The 25,499-nt window shown below is 58.8% G+C and carries 27 protein-coding genes and 5 pseudogenes; 13 read left to right on the forward strand and 19 right to left on the reverse strand.

The features are described from left to right. Positions 1–347 precede the first annotated feature (347 nt). The 7 genes and pseudogenes from NKI58_RS32840 to NKI58_RS32875 form a co-directional block, all read right to left on the reverse strand. Positions 348–734, reverse strand: coding sequence for a hypothetical protein (locus NKI58_RS32840; protein ID WP_352854328.1), 387 nt, complete (start codon positions 732–734; stop codon positions 348–350). Between the two features lie 44 nt (positions 735–778). After that, positions 779–1,018, reverse strand: coding sequence for a DUF982 domain-containing protein (locus NKI58_RS32845; protein ID WP_352625651.1), 240 nt, complete (start codon positions 1,016–1,018; stop codon positions 779–781). 8 nt (positions 1,019–1,026) lie between these two features. After that, positions 1,027–1,272: a DUF982 domain-containing protein gene (locus NKI58_RS32850; RefSeq protein WP_352473718.1), complete on the reverse strand. Its 246-nt coding sequence runs from the start codon at positions 1,270–1,272 to the stop codon at positions 1,027–1,029. 476 nt (positions 1,273–1,748) lie between these two features. Then, a pseudogene (locus NKI58_RS32860) lies at positions 1,749–1,865 on the reverse strand (DUF982 domain-containing protein); the annotation flags it as partial. A 479-nt stretch (positions 1,866–2,344) separates the two neighbouring features. After that, a complete protein-coding gene (locus tag NKI58_RS32865) occupies positions 2,345–2,572 on the reverse strand; it encodes a hypothetical protein (protein WP_352458909.1) in 228 nt (75 codons plus the stop codon). 665 nt (positions 2,573–3,237) lie between these two features. After that, on the reverse strand, positions 3,238–3,480 hold the full coding sequence (locus NKI58_RS32870) for a hypothetical protein (RefSeq protein WP_352854331.1): 243 nt from the start codon (positions 3,478–3,480) through the stop codon (positions 3,238–3,240). Positions 3,481–4,068: 588 nt separating this feature from the next. Then, a pseudogene (locus tag NKI58_RS32875) lies at positions 4,069–4,266 on the reverse strand (transposase); the annotation flags it as partial. A 75-nt stretch (positions 4,267–4,341) separates the two neighbouring features. On the opposite strand from NKI58_RS32875, the gene NKI58_RS32880 reads away from it, so the two are divergent. Further along, positions 4,342–4,593: a DUF6074 family protein gene (locus NKI58_RS32880; protein WP_352854332.1), complete on the forward strand. Its 252-nt coding sequence runs from the start codon at positions 4,342–4,344 to the stop codon at positions 4,591–4,593. Here NKI58_RS32880 and NKI58_RS32885 read toward each other — a convergent pair. Then, the gene (locus NKI58_RS32885; protein WP_352854369.1) at positions 4,539–4,979 is read right to left on the reverse strand and encodes a hypothetical protein; all 441 of its coding nucleotides are present in this window, start codon (positions 4,977–4,979) and stop codon (positions 4,539–4,541) included. The genes NKI58_RS32880 and NKI58_RS32885 overlap by 55 nt on opposite strands. 241 nt (positions 4,980–5,220) lie before the next feature. Here NKI58_RS32885 and NKI58_RS32890 point away from each other — a divergent pair, with 241 nt between their 5' ends. Together NKI58_RS32890 and NKI58_RS32895 are read left to right on the forward strand one after the other, a co-directional pair. Then, the gene (locus tag NKI58_RS32890; RefSeq protein WP_352854334.1) at positions 5,221–6,537 is read left to right on the forward strand and encodes a hypothetical protein; all 1,317 of its coding nucleotides are present in this window, start codon (positions 5,221–5,223) and stop codon (positions 6,535–6,537) included. Further along, positions 6,524–6,721, forward strand: coding sequence for a hypothetical protein (locus NKI58_RS32895; RefSeq protein ID WP_352854336.1), 198 nt, complete (start codon positions 6,524–6,526; stop codon positions 6,719–6,721). Before NKI58_RS32890 ends, NKI58_RS32895 begins: the two co-directional genes overlap by 14 nt. A gap of 136 nt (positions 6,722–6,857) precedes the next feature. On the opposite strand, the gene NKI58_RS32900 is transcribed toward NKI58_RS32895, so the two are convergent. Beyond that, complete coding sequence (locus tag NKI58_RS32900; RefSeq protein ID WP_023708023.1) at positions 6,858–7,178, reverse strand: helix-turn-helix domain-containing protein; 321 nt, start codon at positions 7,176–7,178, stop codon at positions 6,858–6,860. 134 nt (positions 7,179–7,312) lie between these two features. Here NKI58_RS32900 and NKI58_RS32905 point away from each other — a divergent pair, with 134 nt between their 5' ends. From NKI58_RS32905 to NKI58_RS32920, 4 genes are read left to right on the forward strand one after another with little or no spacing between them, the layout of a single operon-like run. Further along, the gene (locus NKI58_RS32905) at positions 7,313–7,552 is read left to right on the forward strand and encodes a DUF2188 domain-containing protein (RefSeq protein ID WP_352854338.1); all 240 of its coding nucleotides are present in this window, start codon (positions 7,313–7,315) and stop codon (positions 7,550–7,552) included. A 16-nt stretch (positions 7,553–7,568) separates the two neighbouring features. Beyond that, a complete protein-coding gene (locus tag NKI58_RS32910) occupies positions 7,569–7,838 on the forward strand; it encodes a multiubiquitin domain-containing protein (RefSeq protein WP_031212482.1) in 270 nt (89 codons plus the stop codon). After that, positions 7,813–8,991 (forward strand): ThiF family adenylyltransferase, encoded by a 1,179-nt coding sequence (locus NKI58_RS32915; protein WP_352854341.1) that lies wholly within the window; start codon positions 7,813–7,815, stop codon positions 8,989–8,991. The genes NKI58_RS32910 and NKI58_RS32915 overlap by 26 nt, the downstream gene beginning before the upstream one ends. Next, a complete protein-coding gene (locus NKI58_RS32920) occupies positions 8,984–9,385 on the forward strand; it encodes a ubiquitination-like system serine protease family protein (RefSeq protein WP_352854343.1) in 402 nt (133 codons plus the stop codon). The genes NKI58_RS32915 and NKI58_RS32920 overlap by 8 nt, the downstream gene beginning before the upstream one ends. A 279-nt stretch (positions 9,386–9,664) precedes the next feature. Here the strand turns inward: NKI58_RS32920 and NKI58_RS32925 are convergent, their stop codons facing one another. The 8 genes from NKI58_RS32925 to NKI58_RS32960 all read right to left on the reverse strand — a co-directional run bounded on the left by NKI58_RS32925 (position 9,665) and on the right by NKI58_RS32960 (position 19,064). Then, positions 9,665–11,305 (reverse strand): type I restriction-modification system subunit M, encoded by a 1,641-nt coding sequence (locus NKI58_RS32925; protein ID WP_352854345.1) that lies wholly within the window; start codon positions 11,303–11,305, stop codon positions 9,665–9,667. Continuing rightward, a complete protein-coding gene (locus NKI58_RS32930) occupies positions 11,302–12,531 on the reverse strand; it encodes an AAA family ATPase (RefSeq protein ID WP_352854347.1) in 1,230 nt (409 codons plus the stop codon). The genes NKI58_RS32925 and NKI58_RS32930 overlap by 4 nt, the downstream gene beginning before the upstream one ends. Continuing rightward, on the reverse strand, positions 12,485–15,259 hold the full coding sequence (locus NKI58_RS32935) for a type I restriction endonuclease subunit R (RefSeq protein WP_352854349.1): 2,775 nt from the start codon (positions 15,257–15,259) through the stop codon (positions 12,485–12,487). Before NKI58_RS32935 ends, NKI58_RS32930 begins: the two co-directional genes overlap by 47 nt. A gap of 312 nt (positions 15,260–15,571) precedes the next feature. Next, positions 15,572–16,015 (reverse strand): RES family NAD+ phosphorylase, encoded by a 444-nt coding sequence (locus tag NKI58_RS32940; RefSeq protein ID WP_352854364.1) that lies wholly within the window; start codon positions 16,013–16,015, stop codon positions 15,572–15,574. 206 nt (positions 16,016–16,221) lie between these two features. Beyond that, complete coding sequence (locus tag NKI58_RS32945) at positions 16,222–16,881, reverse strand: DUF1612 domain-containing protein (RefSeq protein WP_502898853.1); 660 nt, start codon at positions 16,879–16,881, stop codon at positions 16,222–16,224. Then, entirely contained in the window at positions 16,821–17,069 is a 249-nt protein-coding gene (locus NKI58_RS32950; RefSeq protein ID WP_352854371.1) for a hypothetical protein, read from the reverse strand. Before NKI58_RS32950 ends, NKI58_RS32945 begins: the two co-directional genes overlap by 61 nt. A gap of 337 nt (positions 17,070–17,406) precedes the next feature. Further along, positions 17,407–18,114, reverse strand: a complete 708-nt coding sequence (gene scpB / locus NKI58_RS32955; RefSeq protein ID WP_352854351.1) for an SMC-Scp complex subunit ScpB — start codon at positions 18,112–18,114, stop codon at positions 17,407–17,409. A gap of 5 nt (positions 18,115–18,119) precedes the next feature. Next, on the reverse strand, positions 18,120–19,064 hold the full coding sequence (locus NKI58_RS32960) for a DUF1403 family protein (RefSeq protein ID WP_352854354.1): 945 nt from the start codon (positions 19,062–19,064) through the stop codon (positions 18,120–18,122). 237 nt (positions 19,065–19,301) lie between these two features. Between NKI58_RS32960 and NKI58_RS32965 the strand changes: the two genes are divergently transcribed. From NKI58_RS32965 to NKI58_RS32975, 3 genes are read left to right on the forward strand one after another with little or no spacing between them, the layout of a single operon-like run. Continuing rightward, complete coding sequence (locus NKI58_RS32965; RefSeq protein WP_352624873.1) at positions 19,302–19,559, forward strand: type II toxin-antitoxin system VapB family antitoxin; 258 nt, start codon at positions 19,302–19,304, stop codon at positions 19,557–19,559. After that, a complete protein-coding gene (locus NKI58_RS32970; protein WP_352854357.1) occupies positions 19,559–19,945 on the forward strand; it encodes a type II toxin-antitoxin system VapC family toxin in 387 nt (128 codons plus the stop codon). Before NKI58_RS32965 ends, NKI58_RS32970 begins: the two co-directional genes overlap by 1 nt. Next, complete coding sequence (locus NKI58_RS32975) at positions 19,942–21,075, forward strand: site-specific integrase (protein WP_352854359.1); 1,134 nt, start codon at positions 19,942–19,944, stop codon at positions 21,073–21,075. Before NKI58_RS32970 ends, NKI58_RS32975 begins: the two co-directional genes overlap by 4 nt. Positions 21,076–21,329: 254 nt before the next feature. Here the strand turns inward: NKI58_RS32975 and NKI58_RS32980 are convergent, their stop codons facing one another. After that, the gene (locus NKI58_RS32980; RefSeq protein WP_352854361.1) at positions 21,330–22,991 is read right to left on the reverse strand and encodes a tannase/feruloyl esterase family alpha/beta hydrolase; all 1,662 of its coding nucleotides are present in this window, start codon (positions 22,989–22,991) and stop codon (positions 21,330–21,332) included. Between the two features lie 195 nt (positions 22,992–23,186). Here NKI58_RS32980 and NKI58_RS32985 point away from each other — a divergent pair, with 195 nt between their 5' ends. Both NKI58_RS32985 and NKI58_RS32990 read left to right on the forward strand, forming a co-directional pair. Continuing rightward, positions 23,187–23,375 (forward strand): helix-turn-helix domain-containing protein, encoded by a 189-nt coding sequence (locus tag NKI58_RS32985; RefSeq protein WP_023679083.1) that lies wholly within the window; start codon positions 23,187–23,189, stop codon positions 23,373–23,375. Beyond that, positions 23,342–23,729: pseudogene (locus NKI58_RS32990) on the forward strand (Tn3 family transposase); the annotation flags it as partial. The gene NKI58_RS32985 and the pseudogene NKI58_RS32990, both read left to right, overlap by 34 nt. A gap of 977 nt (positions 23,730–24,706) precedes the next feature. Here the strand turns inward: NKI58_RS32990 and NKI58_RS33000 are convergent. Continuing rightward, positions 24,707–25,024 (reverse strand): annotated as a pseudogene (locus NKI58_RS33000) (integrase core domain-containing protein); the annotation flags it as partial. Between the two features lie 5 nt (positions 25,025–25,029). Here NKI58_RS33000 and NKI58_RS33005 point away from each other — a divergent pair. After that, positions 25,030–25,407: pseudogene (locus NKI58_RS33005) on the forward strand (IS30 family transposase); the annotation flags it as partial. Between the last annotated feature and the right edge of the window lie 92 nt (positions 25,408–25,499).

A 25,499-nucleotide genomic window follows, 5' to 3' on the forward strand; every position in this document is an offset into this window, starting at 1 on the left:
TAGACCAGTCCAGACCAGATCGTGTGTAGGCTCGCGCCTCGCCTCCGCCGACGGCAACGAGAATACGATAGCCGTCGTATTTCATCTCATGGATCCAACGATCGCCGGCAGGGACCGTGTCCACGAGCGTTGCGAGCTGGACCGGCCGGAAAGCGGGCGGCGCTAAAGTGACCTCGTCACGAGCGGGCGACTTCGCTTGACTAGCGCTCGACGCATTGATTGCCTTACGCGACGTTGGCTTGACCACTCTGACCTAAACCATACTCAGAGACGAAACAGCGTTATCCGCCGTCCAACGCGCGACTACTTCTTTAGTTTCGCTGCCGGCCGTATTGAGCTTTTCGCGATCATTTGCCGACCTGGTTGATTAGCGCCTCGGCCTGAGGCCCTGCCTCCGACCCTTCCATCTTCCCGATTTGCGCACACAGCTCACAGGCAATAATCAAGAGCAGGAACGGGCCCTCAAATGCCGCCACAGCGTATCCGGTTCTGCCATCGGCTTTAGAAGCCTGACATTCCGGTTCCGGTCCCCTGTGCGTACGGTTTTGATCTTCTCGTCGAACCCTATGTTTTCGATTGATGATTACTCGACGTGCCCCATTGAGGCCAACTACCTCGCCCAGAGCAGCTCCGATGCCAGTTTCAAGAAGTGCAAAATGGCCCATAAATGCGCCGACCAGAGTGAATGCTCTCGTATCCGGGTCTATTTCGAGCAGCGCGGACTTGGTCAGCATTCAGACAGCGGGTCCTTCCCAACGTAGCCATGGGCACCGGCCTGCTACTCACGCAGCACCCCCTCCTCCTTGGCAGCAGCCTCGAAAGCCTGACGGACCTCTTCCGGAGTCACACGGTCCTGAAAGGCGTCGGCGCACAGTTGCACAGCCTTCCTCCACTTAGGTCCCATCTTGGTCCACTTCATGAGTTCCTCGGCGGCACCCTCGACGTTGTTGCACCCGTAGGTGACCCCAGGTCGGTCGGTCTTGACGTACACCGGAGGGGAGAACCAATGGGTTGCCACGACACCTCCTACTCAGGGGAGAGATACACGTTGGCCTCCTTAGCGGCAGCCTCAAAGGCCTTTCGTATTATGTGGGGGTCAATCGAATCGCCCTCCAAGGCTGACAGGCAGAGGGTCACCGCCTTATGCCAGCGAGGCCCTCGCCGGGTCCACATCTTGAGCTGCTCAAGGGCTTCCTTCGCATTGTTGCAGCCATGCCTGACGCCGGTTTCGGTCTTCACGAACACCGGAGGGACGAACCAGATGGGCGCCATGATACCTCCTACTCAGGGGAGAGATACACGTTGGCCTCCTTGGCAGCCGCCTCAAAGGCTTCACGGACCTCATGGGGGGGGGCTCTGCCCTCGAATGCATCGACGCAGGATGGACCGCCTTGGTCCACTTGGGGCCGTTTGTGTCCCACGCCATGAGTTCCTCGGCGGCTCCCTCGACATGGCTGACCCCATTGCGAATGCCCGGACGTTTCGTCTTCACGTAGACCGGTGGAGAGAACCAGAGAGGACCCATAAGGGGGAACTTAGAGCGGCAAGAGCCCGTCGACCAACCCCGCTTTAGCCGCAGCTAAGGGAACGATGTAGGCCCACGCGGGTTTAGAGGTGGCAGCGGGATTCATGTGCAGCCGCTGTGGGGGGTCCGTCGCCTCTCCCTCACCGGCGGCGGGCTCCTTTCGCGAAGGCGGTGTTGGTAATAGACACCTAGAACCTTATACCGCATCCAATTTAGCTAGTTCTCATTGGGGGAGTAATGTCCCCTCCTCTTTTGCAGCAGCCAGGAATGCCTTGCGGGCCTCCTCAGGTTCCATCTCGTCGAAAATCACGGCCATGCAAACGCGCACCGCGAGGTCCCAACAAGGGCCACGCTTGGTCTACTTCATCAGCTCCTCGCCGGCTGCCTCGGCGTTGTTGACGTTGCGGATGATCCCGGGACGCTCGGTCTTGACCGGGACCGGAGGGTTGAACCAGTGGAGGGCCATGCGGTCACTCTTTGTCGACCTTATCAAGTTCCTCCAGCAAATACCTTTGCTCAGCCCGCAGTTCCCGTTCTACAGGCAGATCTAGCAGGTTGCGAAGGTAATTACGGATTACCTCTGACTATTGAAATGGCGCAGGACGGCGCGCCTCCGTTGCGATGCCACAGTGACTGAATTGGCTGACAGCTACTCGCGACCGTCGAAAGCCACGCAGAGGCATGGCAGTTGCTGCCTCGACGATCGCCTCGGTTAGTTCTTCGTCAGAGGCCACCAAGCAAGGCGCAGCCTCCCGAGCTTCGCGTAGTGCAGCTTTGATCGAGACCGTGTCGCCACGGTCCGCCCTGTTGAGGAGGCGGTTATTCGCGAAGATCGAACCCGACGAACAGGCCAAAGGCTGGGGCAACATTGACAATAAGCTCCACCAGCTCGCAGTCAGTTTCCGCCAGATGTGGCCCGTCTCGGCGCACCGCTGCAATAGTCTCTTTGACGGAGATGATTTGGCCGCGACGGGCTTGTAGGATCAGCTCGTGAACAAGGTGTTTGGCAGTCACTTTGTCGGGTCGGCAGTTCGTCCAAACGTTCATACAAGGCCTCCCACCTCAGCGAGAACCCAAGGGAACATTCATGACCTCTGTCGAGAAAAATCAAGAAGAATGTTTGATAACTTCTGAGTGGGAATCAGGGGGACAAGCCACGAAGCGAGCCGCTATACTCTTTGACCTGACGCTCAGCCAGCCCGCTAAGGGACTTCTTCCGTCGGCCCCTGTTTGGTCCGATCAATAGCCGCAAGTAATGACTGTAGGGTTGGCGGCAGTTCTGGTTCGACCTCCAGATTTAAGAACGTTTGTACGTGATGACGATAGCCTTCGGAACGGATCAGTTTCCGAAACGCTTCGGAGACAGACTGATGGTCTGCTTTGTTGCTCGTTGTCATGTTCGGGAAGTCCGTCCCAATGAGCCGCAACTCGCCCGCAACGAATGGGTTCCATCAGGAGGTCGGAATATTTGGCTGAAATTTCTGAGCGGGAGATCGGATAACTGGCTCGCGCGAAGACCCCCGTGCCCCCTTCGATCCGCCGAGCATTAATCCCCGCTGTTTGAACAGAAGATCGTGTCGATCTAGCGTCGGTGTTGCACATAGCGACCGTTGAAATGCTTCTGTCCAATGTTTGCTCACGCTGTGATGCCAACAGGGCAGGCTCTTGCGGCAGGGTGCCGCAAGGTCGCGACGATGAAACGCCGGCCCAGTTCAACCCGCGCGACGTCCTTCAAAGCTGGGGGGATCGATCTTCACCAAGCGGTCTGCGGCCTCGACCGCAGTTCGTATCCTGCTGCACAGCGCGAGATTTTCCGCCAGCATTTCTTCAGTGCGTTGAAGCGCGAGCTCGGTCCGGTGGATGCGCTGCCTGGCATTGGCAACTTCCGATGTCAAAAGATCGGCCGCCATCCCGTGGCCGTGGGGTTCCATAGTGTCCATGGGTTTGTAATACATGGGGGGCGATATCGTTCCCTGATGTCGGGCGAAACGGCGGGCCGCAGAAAAGCGCGATGGGCCGAATGACCAATGCGCGCCCTGTGAAAACAGCGCCGGAAACAGGCGAACGGCTTCGGCCGCTCTACATCCCACGGGCAGAGGCGATCACGGTCCAGAGGGCCATTGATCTGTTCAGGCACGACTACAACGTAAGCGAAGACACACTCAGGCGGCTGGTGATCAAGCACCGTCTTCACAACCAGACAATGCCCGCTGCTCCGTGGAGAATAAGCGCTCCCGGTTTGGTTATGGCGCTCGCCGGCGATGATGACGCGGTTGAGGCAGGACGATCGCGAGCACCCGGACCTAACTCGGTATTTCAAGCGGCTCGGCATCCCGCGACCCTGACTTGCTATCAAAAGTTATGGTCGCGGCGACTGTCTAGAGTCATTAAGTAGATGTCGCGGCCCGACAGAGCCCCACACAAGAGCGAACCGTTGCTGCCTTGCGCATCGCCCTCTAGGCCGCCGGCGTCGAGTTCATCCCGGAGAACGGCAGCCGCGCCGGCGTGAGGCTCCGCAAACATTAGGCCGTAGACTCGTTACTGCGCAGCCACACACCTGCTTTTCGCCATCGGACGAAGCGGTTGCAACAGGTGGTACGCGGGCCATAGCGCTGAGGCAGGTCGCGCCATGGAGCACCGGAGCGCAGCACCCAGAAGATGTCGTTCAGCACGCGCCGATCATCAACACGCGGCACACCTCTTGGCTTGTTGGGTAGACGCTTTATTCCATTGCTGACCATTGTCCAAAAGCGCTGTTAACCAAATTTTCTCACCCGCCAATGCTAATTCGCGCGACTGAAGGGGTGAGGTGATCGATGTGTGATTCAAACATAAGCGCGTTTCCGCTGCATCGGCGGCGGAAGTTAGTCGAAGGGATCGCCCGGGTCCTGGAATCCAAGAACGGGGAGGACGCGAACGCCTTCTGGCGCAACACCGCCAAGGCAATTCTCGTTCAACTGTCCGAATCAGGAATTGCACCCGGGGTCGCCGAACAGGAAGTTGGAACGCTTCTTCATGCTGTCTTGGGCGATATCGCCACCCGCAGTGCTGCGAAACTTGCACGATAGCATCGGCTCACGATGAGGGATTGCCGCATAGAGACGCCCCTGGGCTCCACAAGCGTAGCACCACTGCATCCGTCAAACGCAGGTTTCTCACTGCGGATGAAAAGATAGCCGCGTTCGTCGAAATCATGCGCGCGAATGTGCTCTCGGGCGAGATACGGTTCCGCCTCGCCTGTCCGGCGGTCATCGACCAAATCGAGGTAGGCGATGCGGAAACCCGCATTCATGGAAGGCCGACGGACCTTTTGCACGAGCTGAACCCGCAAAACCAATGAGCCGCCGTTGAGTTCCACACTGCCAATTATGCGATTTTCGAAGCACAAATCATGAACATGGGATGACGGGGTATTCGGTTCAAATTCGCCGCTGGCGTCAGCTTCGCGCCCCAAACTCGGTCGTTCGAGTGCGGCGCTAGGATCGCGCTAAGGCTCGTTGGTACAGCTTGGCCCCACAATTTTGTTGAAGAATAGTGAAGTAACCACTTCCCTTGCCGGCAAAGCAGCGTAATCTCACAAAAGAATCGAGCCGAATTATGGGGAGTGGGCGGCTTTTGATGGGGGCACGTTTTCAGTCTGAAGCCGATCCGGCTTCGGCATTTTTCAACATAACGCCAATTGACGCTGTAGCGCCATGACAGCGGAAATCGCCATCCTAAATAAATCCGCAGTGGCCTTGGCCGCTGATAGCGCCGTCACGATTTCGGCGGGTGATGTCGAGGAAAAAACCTACGATTCCGCCGAAAAGCTGTTCGATTTGTCCCATCGGGACCCTATCGGGGTCATGGTTTACAACGGCATGCAGTTCATGCAGGCGCCGTTACAGATTCTGATCTGCGACTATCGACGCGACTGCAAGTCCTTCCCGCGATTACAAGATGCGGCACTGGATTTCTTGACATATCTCAACGCGTGGGGAAACGATGCCTCAGCGAAGGTCCAGACAGCCGCGGTGGAATCAATCCTCATGCCGTTGATCCGCCAGATCAACGAGCGCATCACGACAAGGCTTGAACGTCTGCTGAAGGACTTCAAGAAAAGCATGCATCTGGAGACCGAACTCAACAGAATTGTTGATCTCGTGCTGGCGACGTTCGAGCAGATCTACCGGCGGGTCAAGCCCGCCAGGTTCATCGGCGGTCCCGCTCCGAGGATTACAAAAGGTCGTGAAGCTCAAATCCGGGAGATCGTTGAACAGAACTTTATGCGTGCGGACGACCGGGGTTTTACCGATCGCGTCGTCGCTTTGGCCAAGCGCGCGGTTTTGAGCGAGACCAGGACGGGCTCGCAAACGGGCATCGTCATCGCCGGGTTCGGGTCTAGGGACCTTTTTCCTTCACTGATCTCCTTCGAAATCGACGGCGTGGTGTTCGGAAAGTTGAAATACGCCCGGACCAACTTCGTCGACATCGATCGCGACGGCGAGCGGTCGCGTGTCCTGCCATTTGCGCAGAGGGAAATGGTGGAACGGTTCCTGTACGGCCTCGATGAGGGTATCGAGAGACACATAACGACCTTCGTGAACAACACGATTTCAAGCATCTCGAAAGATATCATTGCTCAACTGGATATGCCCGAGGCGGAGCGGCGGCTACTGATCCGGCAAGCTGGCGAGGCCGAGACAGCCTTCAACAAAAGGTTGCGTGAGGAGGAATTTGCGGAAATCCGTTCACAATCCCGCAAGGAGATTGAGGACATGGTCGAATTCATGCCAAAGTCCGAGCTGGCCTCTATGGCGGAGGCCCTCGTTAACCTGACGTCATTGAAACGTCATGTCTCGCGTGGCATGCAGACCGTTGGTGGCCCGATCGATGTCGCGGTCATTTCGCGGGCCGACGGCTTCATATGGGTGAAGCGGAAACATTATTTCGAGCCCGAGTTGAACCTTCGATACGTGCACCGCGTTCGATCAAATCTGATGATGACAGAGAGCCGCGATGATGAAGCGTAATTCTGCATTCAAGCGTCTGATCAATCGTGAAGAGGAGAGGCAGGGCCTGGCACCTGAGCCTTTGCCGGAAAAGCTGGCCCGCAGCATCGCGGATACGCAAAAGGAGATTCGCGACGTCTTCAAAGGGTCCTCCAAGATACGGGCGACGCTTAAATCACATGGTTGTGGCAACCACAGAAGCTGAGTTCCCCCGGAAACAGGTCGTCGTTTCGGAAACGGCGGCCCCAGCACTCTCAGGCGACCCTCCGAACATCGACGGGGGCGAAACCCCGCGTTGAGAAGCGCCGCAATTGCAATTGCCGCAGCGTTTGGGCGCCCGCTTACTGCTCATCGTCCTTGATGACCGCGAACATCTGGCGCAGGCGTGCCTTGGTCTTCGGCCGCTGCGCTCTGTATTCCCTGTAGAACGCCTGATCTGCAGCATCCTCCAATTCGACATCGTCGGTCAGGAAATAATCGGTGGTGACGCCGAGCGCCGTGGCGATCTTGCTGATTTTGTCGCCGGACGGTCGGGGCGGCTCCTTGTTCTCAAGCTCCCAGATATAGCTCTTGCTGGAGTCAGCGAGCTCCGCAAGCCTGTCCAGCGTGTAGCCCTTGTCTTTGCGCAGTGCGCGAATCTTGTTGCCGAGCGGCGTGGTCACGATTGCCTCTTTCTGTCGTTTTCCTCTGTTCAGAGTAGCAGCACAGAGAGTGCTTGACAATCGATATGCGAGACGGCATACCTGTTCGGAGTAGACGCACTTCCCATACCGAAACCGACGAAAGGATACAAGATATGGCGTCACACAAGACCACGGGTACGCATCATGTGGTTCCCAACCACGATGGCGGCTGGGACGTGAAGAGGGGCGGAGGCCAGCGGTCGTCCGGTCACTTCGACAGCAAGAAAGAGGCGGTAGACTTCGGCCGCAACGTCAGCCGCAACCAATCGACCGAGCTCAAGATTCACAACCGGGACGGCAAGATCGCGCAGAGCGATAGCCACGGCCACGACCCCAATCCGCCGCGCGGCTAAGCGAAAGGACAGCACAATGGCGCAGGAAGATGATAACAAGGGCCACGACGAGACCATCACGATCGTGGTCAACGGCACGCCGCACGAGGTGCCGAAAAAAGACGAACTGACTTATGTCGAGGTCGTTACCCATGCTTATCCGGACTATCCCCAAAATCCGGGCGCGACTTATTCGGTCACCTACACCCGGGGCCACAACGACCGAGATGGAATCCTCTCCCCCGGAGGCACCGTCAAGGCAAAGGATGGGATGGCGTTCCGTGTTAATCGCACTAGCGAATCATAATCCCGACATAAAACGGCTGCTCGACCGGGGCTTCGCGCTCCGGTTTGACAGCGGATATTTGGTTGTCCGCGACATTCCCTACCTCAACGCGCAACTGGAGCTGTGCACGGGCGCTTTTGTGACTAAGCTTGTCTTCGTCGACGCTGAAAAGGTCCAGCAAGACGACCATCAGGTCTTCTTCGCCGGTGGGGTTCCCCATGAGGCCGACGGGCGGCCGATCCCGAACCTGGGCGGTGGCCCGAGGACCTTGGCCCTGACCAGAGATGACGTGTTGGTTGAGCGCTCGTTCTCGAACAAACCGCCAACCGGTTTCCCGGATTTCTTTGAGAAAATCCAGCACTACGTAGCTCTGCTGTCCGGTCCGGCCGTGAGCCGCTACCCGCAAGCGACACCCCTCACGTTCGCGGTCGACCACGATGTGGTCGCAGATAGTGTCTTCACCTATCAGGACACGTTAACTAGCCGCGCGGAGATTGGCGATTTGGCGGCGCGGTTCAAAGATGAGGTGGTCGCAATCATCGGGCTCGGTGGGACCGGTGCCTATGTGCTTGACTTCATGGTCAAGACGAATGTGCGCGAAATCCGCGGTTTCGACGCCGACGTGTTCCACGTCCACAATGCCTACCGATCTCCCGGCCGGCTTCAGGAAGACGATTTCAAGCGGGCCAAGGCCGACCTGTATCAAGATCGCTATGGCAACTTCCGGAGCGGGTTGAAACTTGAAAGGAAATTCATCGACCAGTCGTCAACTGAGGAGTTGGAAGGCGTCACCTTCGCCTTCGTCTGCGTCGATAAGGGATCGGCCCGCGCCGGAATTTTCGACCTGCTCATCGGCCTGAAGATTCCCTTCATCGACGTCGGCTTGGGTTTGAACCGCCAGCAGTCTGCGCTGGCAGGCATGCTGCGCGCAACAGTCTATCTGCCTGAGGACGCCGAAGAGATCAGGGCCAAGGCTCTATCCGAGACCGCTGATCAGCCCGGCGATGAATATCGCACCAACATACAGATATCCGAGTTGAACGCGATGAATGCCTGCATCGCGGTGATCCGATACAAACAATACCGGGGTTTTTACGTCGAGGACCATCCAGCCTACCACATCTTGATGGACACAACCATGCCACGCTTTTTCGTCGAGACGCGCCATGAATGATATCCGGCTTCAAAAGGTCCATTTCGTGCCCAAGGAGCTTGATAAAGGCGTCCTGTATGTGTCCGATGAATACCAGGTTGCGGTGCACCTGTGCGCCTGCGGCTGCGGCTGCAAAGTGGCTATACCTCTCGGACCTGCGGAATGGCGGTTTACAGAACGTGGCGGCCGGCCGTCACTACAGCCGTCAATAGGCAGCGGGCAACTTCCCTGTAATTCCCACTACATCATCCGCGACGGACGGATCTTGTGGGAGCCCAAAATGACCGCCGCCCAGACGGTTACAGGCATGCTGAGGGATGAAAGGCGTAGGCAGGCCTACTATGAGGCCCATAGGCCACTGCCTGGCTTCTTCGCAAGTGTATGGCAGCTTGTCCGGCGTCTGTTCGGGTTATAGCCCACCTTCGGTGAGCCTCAGTGTGACATTTTTCTTTCGCACTGAGGCTCTCATCGTGCCGGTACTTTTCGTACGGACAGACCGTGACGAGGGCGGCTTTTTCGCAATCATGTTTCCGAAAGCTGCCTGTCCGCAGACGGCCCCAAAGCTGCCAGGCGGGAACGCGCCTCATTCCCGTCATTCAGGCTAACGTCGATGTCGCCTGAAAGCAGACCTTAAAATTGACCGCTTCTCGAGGTGCGCCCGGAGCGCCGCTCGTTAGCTAGGCTAAAGCCCATGTCATCCTTCTGCGATTGGCAAAAGTGGAAGCCCAAGTTCGCGCAAAAATGCATTGTGCTTCGCTGTCGCCTCGCAAATCCGCTTCTCGACCTCGACCAACTCTTCATGGGCAGCCACGAGATCGATTTCGAGCTCCTGCCCGGCCGTGCTGATGTAGCGGGAGATATTGAGGTTGTAGCCTTCCTCGGCGATCCGCTCCATGCTGACGCGCTTGGAGTAGCGGTCCTCCTCCTTCCGGAACTGGTACGTTTCGACGATCTTGTTGATGTGCTTCTTTGCAAGTTGGTTCTGACGCTTCCCCTTGTCAAAATGCTCAGGTCCGGCTGCGTTAATGAAGAGCACGTCGTCCGGTTTCTTGCACTTCTTTAGGACGAGGATGCATACCGGGATGCCGGTCGAATAGAACAGGTTTGCGGGCAGGCCGATCACGGTATCAATGTGACCGTCCTTTAGCAGCTTTGTACGGATACGCTCCTCTGCCCCTCCTCTGAACAGTACGCCATGAGGCAGGATGATGGCCATCACGCCCTCATCCTTCAGATAGTGGAAACCGTGCAGCAGGAAGGCAAAATCCGCGGCCGACTTGGGCGCCAGCCCGTAATTCTTGAATCTCACATCGTCGCCCATCGCCTCAGTCGGCTCCCAGCGCAAGCTGAAGGGCGGGTTGGCCACGATGGCATCAAAGGAGGGCTTCTTGGCGGGGTTCAACTCGCGGAGGATGTCCCAGTCATTTGCGAGGGTGTCGCCGTGGAAAATCTCGAACTCGGTGTCCTTCACCCCATGCAGCAGCATGTTCATGCGGGCGAGGTTATAGGTGGTGATGTTGCTTTCCTGCCCGAAAATCTTGCCGATTCCATGAGGCCCCATGCGCTTGCGAACGTTCAGCAACAGCGAACCCGATCCGCAGGCAAAGTCTAGAACGCTTGCCAGGCGGTCCTTCTTGCCCGTGGCGGGCTCCTGGCTGTCTAAGGTCACGATCGCCGATAGAATGTCGGAAATCTGCTGGGGGGTGTAGAATTCGCCCGCCTTCTTGCCGGAACCAGCGGCGAACTGGCCGATCAGATACTCATACGCATCGCCCAAATGATCAACCTCGGACGAGAACTCGGCGAGGCCCTTGGCGATTTCGGCGATGATGGAACAGAGCTTCTTGTTCTTGTCCGCCTGCGTCTTGCCCAGCTTTTCCGAGTAAAGGTTGATCTCCGAGAACAGGCCGCTGAACGTGCTCTGGAAGGACTCATTCTCGATGTACTTGAAGCCTTCATAAAGCGTCAGCAGCAGTTCATCGCTCTGCGTGCGCGCCAGATTTGCGATGTTGTTCCAAAGATGAGGCGGCTGGATCACATAGTGCACCTTGCGGCGCATCTGCTTTTCGAACTCGGCGGCGTCGTTCGGATTGTCCTCGTACCACGCCTGCAGGGGCGTGCTTGCGCCCGAACGCGCCAGCACGTCTTCCGGCAGATCAGGGTAGTCCGGTCCCAGTTCCCGCTTCGCTGCCGCCTCGTAATTGTCCGAGAGGTAGCGGAGGAACAGGAAAGACAGCATGTAATCGCGGAAATCGTCGGCGTTCATCGCGCCGCGCAGCTGGTCGGCGATGTTCCAGAGCGTCTTGCCCAGTTGCTTTTGGATTTGGTCGTTCATTGTACGGGTGCTTCCCGGGGGGCGGGCGCGGGCGCCGGTGCTGTGAGCTGGGCGGGAACAATTCCTGGTAGGGCGAACTCAAACCGCGTGATGAATTCGTGCAGGATGCGGCGGAAAAGTGCCTTGTTGTCCTCGCCCATTTCAGTGGGTTCATGAATGGCATAGGCGCCGTGGCTCAGTAGGTTCATGGCACGGTTGAACAGCGCCCGGTCTTCCACGTTGTCGAGCGCCTTCAGGCAGAAGGCCATGCTTGGATGCCCGAAGAAAGAGGCCGTCTTCTCCATGACGCTGCGCAAGGCATTGAAGTGGAAGGTGTAGAGCTTGCCCTTGTTGGGATCGGCCGCACGCTGCAATTCTGCGAGTGTCGCGACATGGTGAAAGAAGGGCGTATCCTCCGTCGCCTGAAGCGTGTAGGGGCCGTCGCCGCTCGGGCGGTGCAGGAAATACCGTCTGTGCTCAACCGAAGGCGAGTCATCAATCTTCCTGCCAACTTCATTGCACATGACGTTGAAGAACAGCGCGTGGTGGGAAGAGAAGATCACCTTGATCGGGGCGGGCGCACCGTCGCCGTTCTTTCGTGTTGCGGCCCGACGGAGGAGCTTGGCTAGATCGCAGGCGACGGAGATCGCGTTGTTGTCGTCCAGTGACGATATGGGGTCGTCTATGTAAAGGTATTTCTTCCCCTGGTACGATTCATGCCCATCAAGCATCCGTTCGCAGATCGCCATGAAGACGCACCAGATGAATATATTCTGTTCACCCCGTGAAACCTTGATGTTGGTCTGATCGCCCTTTCTGAAGCTCACAAAATCCGGCTTGAAGAGCTTATCCTCGCCCTGCTCAACCTCCTTGTAGGTGAAGTCGAAATCGAAGTCGGCGTATCGGGAAAGATACTGGGCAATCGTTTCGTCCAGCGCGAGTTCGGTCATCGCGTTGAAGAAAGACGACTTCTCGTTCAGCTGCAGGCGGCGAACGCTGTCGCCTTCAAGGTCGTTTTCCCAGACGAACAGGTCCTCGGTGAAGGCGTTGAAATAGAGTGTGTCGGGCGTCCCAGCCGGGTTCTTCTTGTTCCTGCGCCTCCCTGCGTCCTTGAACTCCATCGACAAACGAGTCTTGCCGGTGCGGTTGTAGGCGAAAATCAAGACTAGAGAGACTTGCTTCGTTGGATTGTTTACATCGTCACGAAGTCTGGCCACCAGAGTCGTCAGGTTCTTGTAGGTACTCACCCGCCTTCAGCGTGGCGATATAGGCGGCGATATCCTCGCGCTCGTCCATGAACTTGGCATCGGACTGGATGAGGCCGATCAGCTCTTCGCGGCTCATTTTCTGCTTGCCGGGGGTTGCCTGGGAATAGCGGGCGATCAGGCCCATGATGTAGTCATAGTCGATGACGGCAGAGGCAAAAAGGACAAACTCGAAATCGAGCTGGTCGCCGTCCTGGCTCGGCTTGTGCGCGCCCTTGCCCTGCTGGGACCTGAGGCGCTGGGCCGTTTCCAGATAGGCACCGCGGAAGCCAAGGAGATTGCCGCGCGGCAGGACCTGTTCGATCGCTGCGGCGTTTTCCGGGGTCAAGTCGGTATACTGGTCAAGCTGGGTCTTGAGCCGCTGGACCTCCTTGAAATGCTCGATAAAAGCCGCGCGGGCCGCGTCGCCCTTGAGGTTGGGCACGGCGCCCGGGGCACATTCGAGGCTCTGCGACTTCATGAAAGCGTCGAGCTTCTGCACCGCGGTTTGCAGTTTCTGGATAACCACCGGGGCCTTGTCGACCAGCCAGATTTCGCGGGCCTTTTCCGCAGCCGCCTCGCCCGAGAAAAGGGCAATGGCGGCATCGACGACCCCCTGCTGCTGCCGGAACTCAAGAATGTTGCCGTAAGGCTTGGTCGCGTTCAGCACCCGGTTGGTGCGCGAGAAGGCCTGGATCAGGCCGTGATGCTTGAGGTTCTTGTCGACGTAGAGCGTGTTCAGGAACTTGGAGTCGAAGCCGGTCAGCAGCATGTCCACCACGATCGTGATGTCGATCTTGTGGTGAGGCACGTTGGGATAAGCCTTCCTCAGATCGGCGTCCGGCCACTGCTGATCCTTGATCCGCCTCTGTACGTCTTGGTAGTAAAGATCGAACTCGCCAATCTTGTGGTTGGTGCCGTAGTGGGCGTTGTAGTCCGCGAAGATCGCCTTCAGGGCTTCCTTCTTCTTCTCCGGCTCGACGGCGTTGTCTTCCTTTTCCTGCGGCAGGTCCTCCTGAATTTGCTTCACGTCAGGATCGCCCTCGGCGGGCGGAGAGAAGACGCAGGCGATGTTCAGCGGCTGGAGGTCGGGATCAGCAGCCTTCCTCTCTGCCTGCATGGTCTCGAACAGCGCGTGGTATTCTATTGCGTCATTGATCGACGCCGTGGCGAGCAGGGCGTTGAACCGGCGCTGACCGGTGGCCGCGTCGTGCTTGTTCAGGATTGCATCAATGACCGCCCGCTTCGCCAGCGCTTCGCCAGGCTTGGGGAAGGTTTTGCCCTGCGGCTTGAAGTAATCGACATGGAACCGAAGGACGTTTCCATCCTCGATGGCGTGCGTGATCGTGTAGGTGTGAAGACGCTGCTGGAAGAGGTCTTCCGTCGTCTTCATGCTGGCCTGAGTATCCTCGACCTTTTGCTGGGCGGAATTCTGGTCGAAGATGGGCGTCCCAGTGAAGCCAAAGAGCTGGGCGCGAGGGAAGAAGTCCTTGATGGCCTTGTGGTTTTCGCCGAACTGCGACCGATGGCACTCGTCGAATATCAGGGCAATGCGTTTGTCGCGAAGTGGCTCGAGCTGCTCCTTGAAGCTCTTCTTGCCGCCCTTCTTCTGCTGCTTGTTGCGCTTGCTGTTGTCATTAAGGGCCAGGCCGAGTTTCTGGATGGTACAGACGATGACCTTGTCAGCATAATCGTCTGAGAGGAGTCGGCGCACGAGGGATGCGGTGTTGGTGTTTTCCTCAACGCAGCCTTCTTGGAACTTGTTGAACTCCTCGCGCGTCTGCCGATCCAGATCCTTGCGGTCTACCACGAACAGGCATTTCTCGATGTCAGGGTTGTCCTTCAACAGAGTTGAAGCCTTGAAGGAGGTTAGCGTCTTGCCGCTGCCGGTGGTGTGCCAAACATAGCCGTTTCCGCAGTCTTGAGCGATTGAGTCCACGATGGCCTTAACTGCGTAGACCTGATATGGCCGCATCATCAGAAGTTTTTGCTCGCTCGCGACCAGAACCATGTAGCGACTGATTGTCTGGCCGAGGGTGCACTTGGCGAGAAATGTCTCCGCGAAGCTGTCGAGATGGACGATCTTTTTGTTGTCTACGTCGGCGAATTCATAGACGGGCAGAAATCGCTCCTCGGCATTGAATGAGAAGTGACTGGAGTTGTTATTCGCAAAATAAAAGGTACGGTCGCGGTTGCTGACAATGTAAATCTGAAGGAAGCAGAGGAGCGTCTTGGCATAGCCGTTGCCCGGGTCGTTCTTGTATTCAACAATCTGCTCCATAGCTCGGCGGGGGCTGATGCCGAAGGTTTTCAACTCGACTTGAACGGCGGGAACACCATTGATTAGGATTATAATGTCATAGCGATGATGACTGTTGTCGGTATTGATGCGTAGCTGATTGACGACTTCGAAGGTGTTCTTGCACCAGTCCTTGATGTTGACGAGGGTGTAGTTGAGCGGCGTGCCGTCATCGCGAGTGAAGCTGTTGCGCTCGCGCAAGGTGCGAGCGGCTGTGAAGACATCGGGCGTGACGATCTCGTCGAGAAGCCGAGAGAACTCCGCGTCTGTAAGGCGAACGCGATTCAGCTCTTCGAACTTCTTCCGGAAATTCTGCTCCAGCGAGGCGCGGTCGCGGATGTCCGAGCGATACTCATATTTTAGATCCTGCAGCTTTGTAACAAGTGACTTTTCGAGGCCGCTTTCTGTTGTGTTCATGGTGAGAAATGCCACTCCATCGTCACAAGGCATGCAGAGCCCTTGCGAGGATTCGGCACTTATAGCTGTAGATGGACAAGAAGTGGAGCCCGCCATTGGACAGCTATGCAGTCTGGAATCCCATCTCCAGCCAGGCGCATGGGATTGCGCATAGATCGTCCGACATGATCAACAATCCGACGGTCGGCTCACCGCTGCCACGGAAGTACCCTGGCTAGGTCGGCTACTGAAAGGCAGCTAGCCGCTGAACTCAGCCGATAACAGAATGTCGGCTAACGGCCCCACACCGGTCGTTGCGTTGCTCCGGCTTAGTGGACGATTCTGGCGCTACAGCCATCTTTGCCAAGCGATACGGATACGAGATAAATCTTCACACCAACCCCACCCTGAAATCCTCAACAACCTGAGCCAGCCCTCCGCGCCGAGAAGGGTCACAACACGCCTCGCTTGAAGCTTCGGTACCGCGCGATCGTAAATGGCAAGATTGGTCGCCTCGTTGAGGCGCGAGGGATAAATGATCCCGTCGGGCTCAGATGGGTGCTCGTGAAACGCCACCGACCACCGGCGTGCCAGGTTCTGGCGCTGTGCCCGAACGACATCGGTCGGCACACCCATCCGCACGGCATTGTCGCCTCTGAGATCGACCAGGCGTAGGTCTGTCGTGGTCGCGATCTCCGCGTAGCGCCGTCGGGTCAGCTCCACCTCCTCTATTGGAAGATCGTCAAGGATTCCTTCGCGGCGGTCGCGGAGCACGGTCTCTAGGAAGCACACCTTCAAGGAATCACCGAGGTAAGAACGCCAAACCGGTTGGCGTCAAGACGGCGTCGAGGATCGCTGAACCGGCTCGGCGACTTCCCGTACCCCAATGGATCAGGATAGGTGCTCCAGTAGATCCGACCGAACGTCCGACCCCGCGGTATGGTCTCGATTTCGAGCTTTGCGCGCGCGAAATCGGGTGGAGGTGGAAGGCCGGGCATTCAGTCGAAATCGCCCCTGGCCATGCCTTCCGCTGCGGCCAACACCGCGGCATCGTCGCCTTGCTGAAGGGCTTGAAGGCCCGTCCGGCCATCGAGGGCGCCGTGGCGCGAAACCAGAAACCGATAGACGGCCCAGGCACTGTTGCCCAACATGGCATGCAGCGCCGGCAATGCTTCGAAGGGACGACCGTCTTTGTCGAGTTGCCAGACAGGAAAACGGAAACCGCGCTTGGCGCCATCGATCCCGAGCACCTGTCCGCTTTGCCGCCTGGCGTTGACCGTCACCCGGGACGTACCGAGCAGCTTGGCAAAGGCATCCGCGAGCCGATCGCCGCGATTGCGCGCCCGCCTCCGCTCGCGCGGAATGCTTTTCGCGCCGAGATGAATGCAAGCGAGATGGTGGGCGGCGAGTCCTTCCTGTCGCAGCAGTGAAGCCACGAGCAGCGGCCCGAGCCACGTGGCATGCTGCAGCACCTCGATGTCCGACCAGGCTTCGAGCAGGACCGCCGCGCGCAGGACGACTGGTTGCCCCCGCGTTTCCGCGAGCACAGCGTGCCATTCGGCCAGCCGTTCTTCTGCATTCCAGTCAAGATCGTAGATCAGGCCGTTTTGCGGCTCCGGCCGGTGACGAAGTGACGTCTCCTCTCTTCGAGCAGGCACGTCGGCGCCGCTGAGGATCTTTGACGAGCGTGCCAGGACAGCATCGATCTCGGCAAATTCTTCGGCCAGAAGATCGTCGTCAGCGCCAGCCGCTCGTCGAGTCGCGCCAAAACCTCGGTGGCGCGGCAAACCGGCCCTATGAGGGTGTTCAGGGACAAATCGCTGATGTCGTAAGCCATTGGTTTCATGATAGTTGATTCGCGTTAGTCAAGCTAACTGGCATTTCAATTGACTTGCAGGGGATTTTCTGCCGGAGCAAAATAACTATCGATAATGACCTCTTATCATTATTTGAAGTATGGGAAGTTGATTACATTCTTATTATTAGTCGGGATATACGACCGGTTTAGAGCCGGCTCGCCTCTCACAGGCGACGTTTCCAGCGGCGACCGCAGATCGAGATATTGGCGGTTTGATGCCGGGGGTTTGTCCGAAATCTGTCGTCCGATTTCGGACGAAGTGGCGGGCAAGATGTCCGAAATATGCTACGAATTTCGGACAAGCTTCACACACAAAGCGCCGCGGCTATTCGTCGAGTTCGACTCCGACGGGCTCTGGGCCGACGGCAAAGCCAGGGATGATGTGCCCCGCCAGCAGCTTTTCCTTCGACAGCAGTCCGGCGTCCTCAAGCGCCTCGAAATCCGGCAGGTCGCGCAGCGTGTCGAGACCGAACTCCAGCAGGAATTCTTTGGTCGTGACGTAGGTGTAGGGCGCGCCGGGCGTCGGGCTGCGCGGACCGGACGCAATCAGCTTCGCGCCGCGCAGATGACCGATGAGATCGCGGCTGATCTCCTTGCCGAAGAAGGAAGAAAGCTCGGCGCGGGTGATCGGCTGGAAGTACGCCACACACATCAGCACCAGCACTTCAGATTGTGTCAGATCCACGGCTCGCTCGTTTCCGCCGACCGCGGCACGGATGGCATCGGCATAGGCCGGCCGCGTCAGATGCTTCCAGCCGCCGGCGACGGCGACGAGGTCATAGGGCCGACCGCGCAGTTCTTCGCGGATGTCGTCGATGAGGAGATCAATGCTGCAGCTTTTGCCGACGATGCGGGCGAGCGTTTCGCGGTTGACCGGCTCGCTGGCCGCAAAAATGGTTGCCTCGACGCGATGCATCCATTCTCGCCAGCGCGCCTCCGGCGGCAGGTGATCCAGCTCCCGGTCAAACAGCTGGTCAGCCGATCGACGGTTATCTGACGGGCTCCCCCCTCGCCTGCGCACCGCTTCCGCCATGGTCGTCAGAGCCCGTAGATGCGGAAGGTGGGGCGGCCGGACAGCTCACGCACGGCGCCGAGTTCGACCAGACGGTCGAACAGGCGGCGCAGCCCACGGTCACTCATGCCTGCGATCTTTTCCGAGGCAACGATCGTATCGTCGGACAGGAGCTTGTTAACAACAGCGTCCGCCGCCTTGGCCCTGAGTTTTGGCGCCACTGCAAGCAGCCGGTCCGCGCGGCGCCCGAGCTCCGCGGACAGATCGATCGCGCGCAACGCTGCCCGCGCCTGTGCAGCGAGCAGATCTTTGGCACGCTCAGGATCTGTCTCAATGCTTGGCGCCACGGAGCTGGCTGCCGATCGACGCGGGCGGGCGCTCGTGCCGAAGGCCGCCTCCGTGCCCAAGAGCGGTACTGCATGTGCCCAACCCAGCCGTTGCGCCAGCAGGGTGTCGGCGAGCCAGGCTCCAAGACTGCGCCCCAAGCCGTGGCGTTCAGCGATCGCGATGGTGCCGGTCATTATTCCCACCGTCCCGTCACTTGCGGCGAGCTGCCGAAGATCGTCCGTCAGGTCGCAGACCGCCTCGTCGTGGGCTCGACCGAATTCCTGCAATACCGCGGCCAGATTTCTCTTCGTCAGAAGCTCTTCTGCGGGCTGGGCGGTCAGCCGGCGCCAGGCGAAGAGTAAAAGACCGGCGGGGCCGACATTGTCCCCGGGTCGTGTGAGCAGCACGGCGTCGCGCAGCGCTCCTTCATCCTCGACGCGGCCAGCCTGCTTTGCCGTCACCGAGGCCGCCGAAAGCGCCAGGCGCTGCCGCCAGGCGCCGGCCCATCGCTCCTGCCGGCGGACCACCGCATCGAGCGCGCCGATGGTGGCGCCGGCGGCGAGCGCGACGTCCTCAACATCGTTTCCCGCAAGGCTTTGCGCATCGGGAACCGCCCGACGTAGCCAGGCCGGCACCGTTGCCATCGGCGCGGTCGAAGGAGCACCGCCAAGCGTTGCGTAGTGGCGTAGAGAGGGTTTGGGACGCAGAATCATCGAAAACACGATGAATCATGGCGGCGCTTTTGACAACAAAAATGGATAGAAAGCGCTGTGCTTGTCGTGTGCTTGAAATGAACGATAATGTTGCATTATCATTCGTTGTTTACGAGCCTACGGAGCCATGGTAGAATACGCCAGAAAGGTGGAATTTTGGAGTCTTTCATGTCTCTGAACATCAAAAATCCGGCCACCGTGGCTCTCGCCAACGAACTCGCGCGTCGCCAGGGCATCAGCAAGACGGCAGCCATTCATCAGGCCCTTAGCGAGCGCTTGCATCGCTTGGGCTTTGGAGAGACCGCTCACGAGCGTCTGCTGGCAGAATTGCGCGCCATCCGAGAAAGAGTGGCACGATTGCCCGAACTGGATAGTCGCAGCGACGAGGAGATCATCGGATATGACGAGCATGGAATCCCTAACTGATGGTGATCGATACCTCAGCCGTTGTAGCGATCCTTCGGAGCGAGCCTGAGGCAGCAAGGCTGGAACGAGCGCTGGTCTTGGACCCAATCCGTCTGGTCCCGGCAACCTGCGTGCTCGAGGCGCGCATGGTGCTGGTCAGCAGGCGCGGCGAACATGCATTGGCCGAGATCGATCTTTGGCTGCGCAAAATCGAGGCCGACATCATTCCTGTCGACTCCGAATTGGTTGATCTTGCGACCCAGGGTTGGCTGGCCTACGGCCAGGGCCACCATCCGGCGGCGCTGAATTTTGCCGATTGCTTCTCCTATGCTTTGGCAAAGCGTGCGGACGAACCGCTGCTTTTCATCGGCAAGGACTTCTCTCAAACGGATATCGAAGCGGCATGAGCATGACTGGCGACGCGCAACGATCATCGGCTGCTTCCGGCGATGACGACATGCCCGACATCGTCGATATCGTCATGCAGATGGGCGATGCCGACCTAGCCTCGTCCCCTCCCCTTCCAGCCATTGCCAATCCCAGCCTGCCTGCGCATCTTGAGGCGCTCGCCGGCCGCGCGCGCGATTATATCGAGGCGGCGAGTTCGGCCAACACGCGCCGCGCCTACGCAGCCGACTGGAAGCACTTTTGCGCCTGGGCGCGCCGGCAGGGTCTGGAAGTGCTCCCACCTGATCCGCAGACCGTCGGGCTCTACATCACCGCCTGCGCGTCAGGTACGGCCACTGGCGACAAAAAGCCCAACACCGTTTCAACTATCGAGCGCCGGCTTTCGTCGCTCTCCTGGAATTTTGCCCAGCGCGGCCAGCCGCTGGACCGCAAGGACCGGCATATCGCCACGGTGATGGCTGGCGTTCGCAACACCCACGCCTCCCCTCCCCGGCAGAAGGAAGCGATCCTGCCCGAGGATCTGATCGCCATGCTCGAGACCCTCGACCGCGGCACGCTGCGTGGTCTGCGCGACCGCGCCATGCTGCTTCTGGGTTTTGCCGGCGGCCTTCGCCGATCCGAAATCGTCGGGCTCGACATTGGTCGCGACCAGACCGAGGATTCTTCGGGCTGGATTGAGTTTTTTCCTGACAAAGGCGTGCTGGTGACCCTGCGCGGCAAAACCGGCTGGCGCGAGGTCGAGGTCGGCCGCGGCTCCTCCGACGCCACCTGCCCGGTGGCCGCTCTGCAGACCTGGCTAAGACTGGCGCACATTGCGCACGGACCTCTGTTCCGGCGCGTTGCTGGTCAAGGCAGAGCCGTCGGTGCCGATCGCTTGAACGACCAGGAGGTCGCACGCCTGGTCAAGCGCGCGGCCCTGGCCGCCGGCGTGCGCGGCGATCTGTCGGAGGGCGAACGGGCCAAGAAATTCGCCGGCCACTCCCTGCGGGCCGGCCTCGCCTCGTCGGCCGAGGTCGACGAACGCTATGTGCAACAGCAGCTCGGTCACGCCTCGGCCGAGATGACTCGAAAGTATCAGCGCCGGCGCGATCGTTTCCGCGTCAATCTCACCAAGGCGTCCGGGCTCTGAAAAGCCCCCTCCCCTGCCCCGTTTTGTCCGCTGGGATGAGGCGGTCAGATCTCAGGCGATAACAATACCTCATCGAGCACAGCGAGCGCTGTATCCAGACTATCGGCGGCCGACGCTTCGTAGTCAGGCATGATCATCAACTGCGTTATGGCACGGCCCACAAATTCCGGGTTTAGCTTTTCCAACCGATCCTTGGTCCGGGAGACCTGTTCCGGGAATGCGCGCAGATTGAAGCGAACAAATGACGAGGTCTCTTATCCCCGACACGAATAGCTCGCGATCTCATCGGGATTTCCCTTACCGTCATAGGCAGCTTGAGTGGGATAAGCGCAGATCGGCTGGTGCTTGCCAGGGAATGCCTTGCTGCCAGCCGCGAGAGAGTCCGGAGCCTTGTCTTGGTTTATCCAGCCCTCGATGGCGGCCAAAGGATCAAAGTCGTCGAAGGCTTGGCCATCGCCGCAGTGGGTCATCCCCGGGATTATGAACATGCGCACGAAACGGCGAGTCGCTTCCAAATCGCCGCCGCCTGTGATCTCGACGACTTGCTTGTACCAGCGCACCAGATCGTTGGCCGAGAAGACCGGATCGGAAAGTCCCTGAAACAAGAGCAGCTTTCCACCGTGGGCAGCGAAGCTGGCGAGATACGTGCCGGTCGCATCATTGAGCTTGGCCGTATCCGCAACGCGTGCCGGATCCTTGTCGAAGTCGAACTTCAGGGGGTCAAAATTCGGCGCCGGGGGCGTCATGAAGTAGTATTGAAGCGAGCGGGCTCCCAGAACGATGTTGTTTGCATCCGACTGGGAAGTGGGGGATTTGCCCAGCTTCCACATTCTCCAGTCCGCGCCCGCAACGCCCGTATCATATGGCCAATCGCTGTAAAGCTTTTCGCCATCGGAGCTTTCCGGACCCGCGAACGCGCGGCTCATGGCCTGCACTTGACCAGCCGTGAGGCAGCTGTCCGTCTTATCGCCTTGGCAGGACAGGACCTTTGGGTCGAACCGGCACTGCTGCCAGGCGTTGATGACGCCATCCTCAATGCCATCGCGGGCATCACAGGCAGCGAGAACCGCGTTGGCGACGAGGTTCAGATCCTGCTGGGAGAAGGCGCGGGATAGAATGGGATGGCCGGCCTCATCCTTGGGAGCGATGCTCATGTACTCGCGAGTATCCCAGGCTTGGGCAATGTTGGCGGCACTGAGACGAAAACCCGGGCTACCTGCAACAATCCCGTCGAACTCGAGCGGATATCGCTGAGCCGCTATCAACGCCTCACGACCGCCATTCGAGCATCCCATGAACACCGACTTTTTCGGAGCCGCCCCATAGAACTTGGCCACCACCTGCTTCGAGACCGAAGTGACTTTGCCAATGGAGGCGTACGCAAAATCAATGCGTGCGGCTTGATCGACCCCGAAAGCCGGATCGGGGCTTGGGTGCCCGCCATCCATGCTTACAACAGCGTAGCCGCGCAAGAGCCCGGGAGCCGCGGTCGAGTTCCGGCAAGGAATGGTCCCGACGGCCGGCGCCAGGAAGCCATCAACTGCGCCGCCGCCCTGGAAAAGGAACATGTCGTTCCAGGTCGTCGGAAGACGCACCTCAAACCGGGTGCCATATGATTGACCATCGACCCCCTGGCGTTTCCCGATAACACCTCGGACAAGGCAGTGCCCGCCCACTTTTACCGCCTGAGGCGAGGCGCCGGTGAATGCAGTGAAGGGATCTGCGGGGATCTCCTGCGGCTTTTGAAGGCTAGCCTCGGTAAAGATCACGCTTGGAATTGTGAGCTTGGCGATGGACCGGCACGCCTGATCCGACGCGTTTGCCGCCAGTGCAGGCGCACATACACATATGATCGCCAAAATCAGTGCCAGGGTGCACCCGCGGTCCCGCAGCTTGAGCCCGTTAGCCAAGAACATACCCATCCTCCCTGGATGCCCCCGATAGCCCGAAAGCTGATCGCATTGGTAGCTAGTTGTGAGCTTTCAGAAGGTTATCCATCCGGTCCGAACCGGGAAAGCTGAGGTTGTCGAAGCTTCAGTGATTCCAGTGGGACCGGATGAACATCCATAAGAGTACCCGTCTGGACGCCGCTCGGTCGAGAGCGAATTGTAATGCAGGTCGAGAGCGGACAGACGCCTGAGGCCGTCGCCAAAGCCGCAGGCGTCTGCCCGCGGACGGTTCGCAAATGGCTCGACCGGTATCGCGCCGAGGAAATGCCAGGATTGCGGGATCGCTCATCTCGCCCTCATCGGCTGCGCCGGCCGACGCTGGTGCGCGCGAGCGGTTGGATGGGCTTCTGACCGAAATGTTGGCCGGTAACATAAGCCGCTTCATCTTGCTTCGCAAGTTCGAGCTCGGCAACAATTCCGCGGCGGCAAACCGGCTGCTTGACCGACTGGAGTTCCTGCGCGGTGGGTCTTGATCCGCAAGTGCTCGCCGGCATCCGCAACACCGCATCGCTCGCCTGCGTCGGCAGGGTGAGCGCTATGTTCACCGATGGCTTGCGCGATATCAGCTCGGATCGACGCTGGGCGATCCTTGCCGTTTGCGCCGTGGAATGGGAGGCGGCGGTCGCCGATGCCGTGGTCGAGACCCATGACCGGATCGTAAGGAAGACCTGGCGAGAGACTAAGGAGGAAACGGGCTTGACGCTGCAGAGGCTCTATTCGGCCGACATATGCGAGCAATTCTATGAAGCGGACCGCGACGCCATTAGCCTCCTGCCGGTTTTCGTGGGTTTCGCGGGGTCGACAGAGACGGTGCGACTGAATGCCGAACACAGCGAGTTTCAGTGGGTCCCCTTCGATCAAGCGGTCAACATGGTTCCGTTTGCCGGGCAGCGGAACGTGCTCAGGCACGTCCAGAAAGAGTTCGTCGAGCAAGAGCCAAATCGCTGGCTGTTAATTCATCCGCCACGCTAGGCAGCCGGGACGACGCGAGCGGCCGATTCCCACCCCTCCGGGCCGTCAGGGAAGGTGGAAAATCGACCCAAAGCGTCCTCCAAGCGGCGAATTTCGAAGTAAGTTTTCCGCCTTGCTGGAACCCTGCACCTTCATAGAAGCGCAGAGTGGACTCCCTCCGAGATCCAGTCGCCAACAGAACCTTGTAGCAATCGGCGTTCCATGCTTTGTCGAGCGCGGCATGAAGGACGGCGCGGCCCAGCCCAGTAGCCCAGTCCGGCGATGGTTGGCATCTGTCACGACGTTTTCGATTACCCCGTAAAGACGGGCTCCCCGGGACAAGTTGGGAACGATCGCGAGTGTGCAGGACGACACGAGCAGCCCTGCCATATCGACCACGAAGACAGTGATCCGATTCGTATGATTGGAAAGTGGATAGTGACAGACCCTCAGCCTTCAAACCAACAACACACGAGCATGGGCGGGTAACCGCTGCATGTCGGTTGTCCACCCTACTGAGACAGATGGGAACCGGACAGCTCGCGACCCTTTTCGGACCTTGGTTCGAGAAAGCTCTACCGGAAGCAAGATGTTCGTTCGTAACAAAATGGACCGATCTCTGCTCTGTGGCGTGTGCGTTCAAGCCGCTCGGGGCGATACCCGCAGAAACCAGCGAGCTTACCATCGAACACCTGCTAAGCTCATTAGCAATGAAGCAACGAAGGTGGAGGCTAGGTGTTTAGTCCCGGCATTTGATGGGTGGGATCGAGTCGGAACCGTTCGGGCTCTTTTGCCCAGATTTTGCAGATGAACTCGTAGGGTGTTAGGCCCTTGAAGGTCTTAAGCCGGCGCGCGAAATTGTAAGCTAAGATGAAGTCGGCGAGATGCCGGCGCAGTTGATCGTGATCGTCATAGTGGAAGCGCTTGACGGTGGCGTCCTTGATGGTCCGATTCATCCGCTCGACCTGGCCGTTCGCCCAGGGATGGTTGATCTTTGTGAGCCGGTGCTCGATGCCATGTTCGTCGCAGATGCCGTCGAAGATGTGCTGAAGGGATGCTGGTCAAGGTCGCCAACAAGGATACCGAAAGCGTCGTCTCGGCACTGATCAAACAGGCACGGAAACTCCCCGGCGAACTGTACCAGTCGTTGACCTGGGACCGAGGTAAAGAGCTCGCCGATCACCAGCGCCTGACCTTGGCCTCCGACGTCGAGGTCTACTTCTGTGATCCGCGGTCGCCGTGGCAGCGCGGCTCCAACGAAAACACCAACCGATTACTGCGCCAATATCTGCCGCGCGGAACCGATCTATCCCTGCACAGCCAGACTAAGCTCAGCGCGATCGCACGGCAGCTCAATGAGAGGCCGCGAAAGACCTTGCTTTATCAAACCCCAGCTGAAAAGTTCGCGGAGTGTGTTGCAGGGATCAGTTGAACCCACCCCGCTAAGCGGGCAGAATTTCTGCGACAGCATTTGCTGAAACCCTACTTTACAACAGTGTGGCGCTTCCGGCCGAGCGAAAGCCG

Source organism: Mesorhizobium sp. M0522 (assembly GCF_040321085.1).
Classification (GTDB): Bacteria; Pseudomonadota; Alphaproteobacteria; order Rhizobiales; family Rhizobiaceae; genus Mesorhizobium.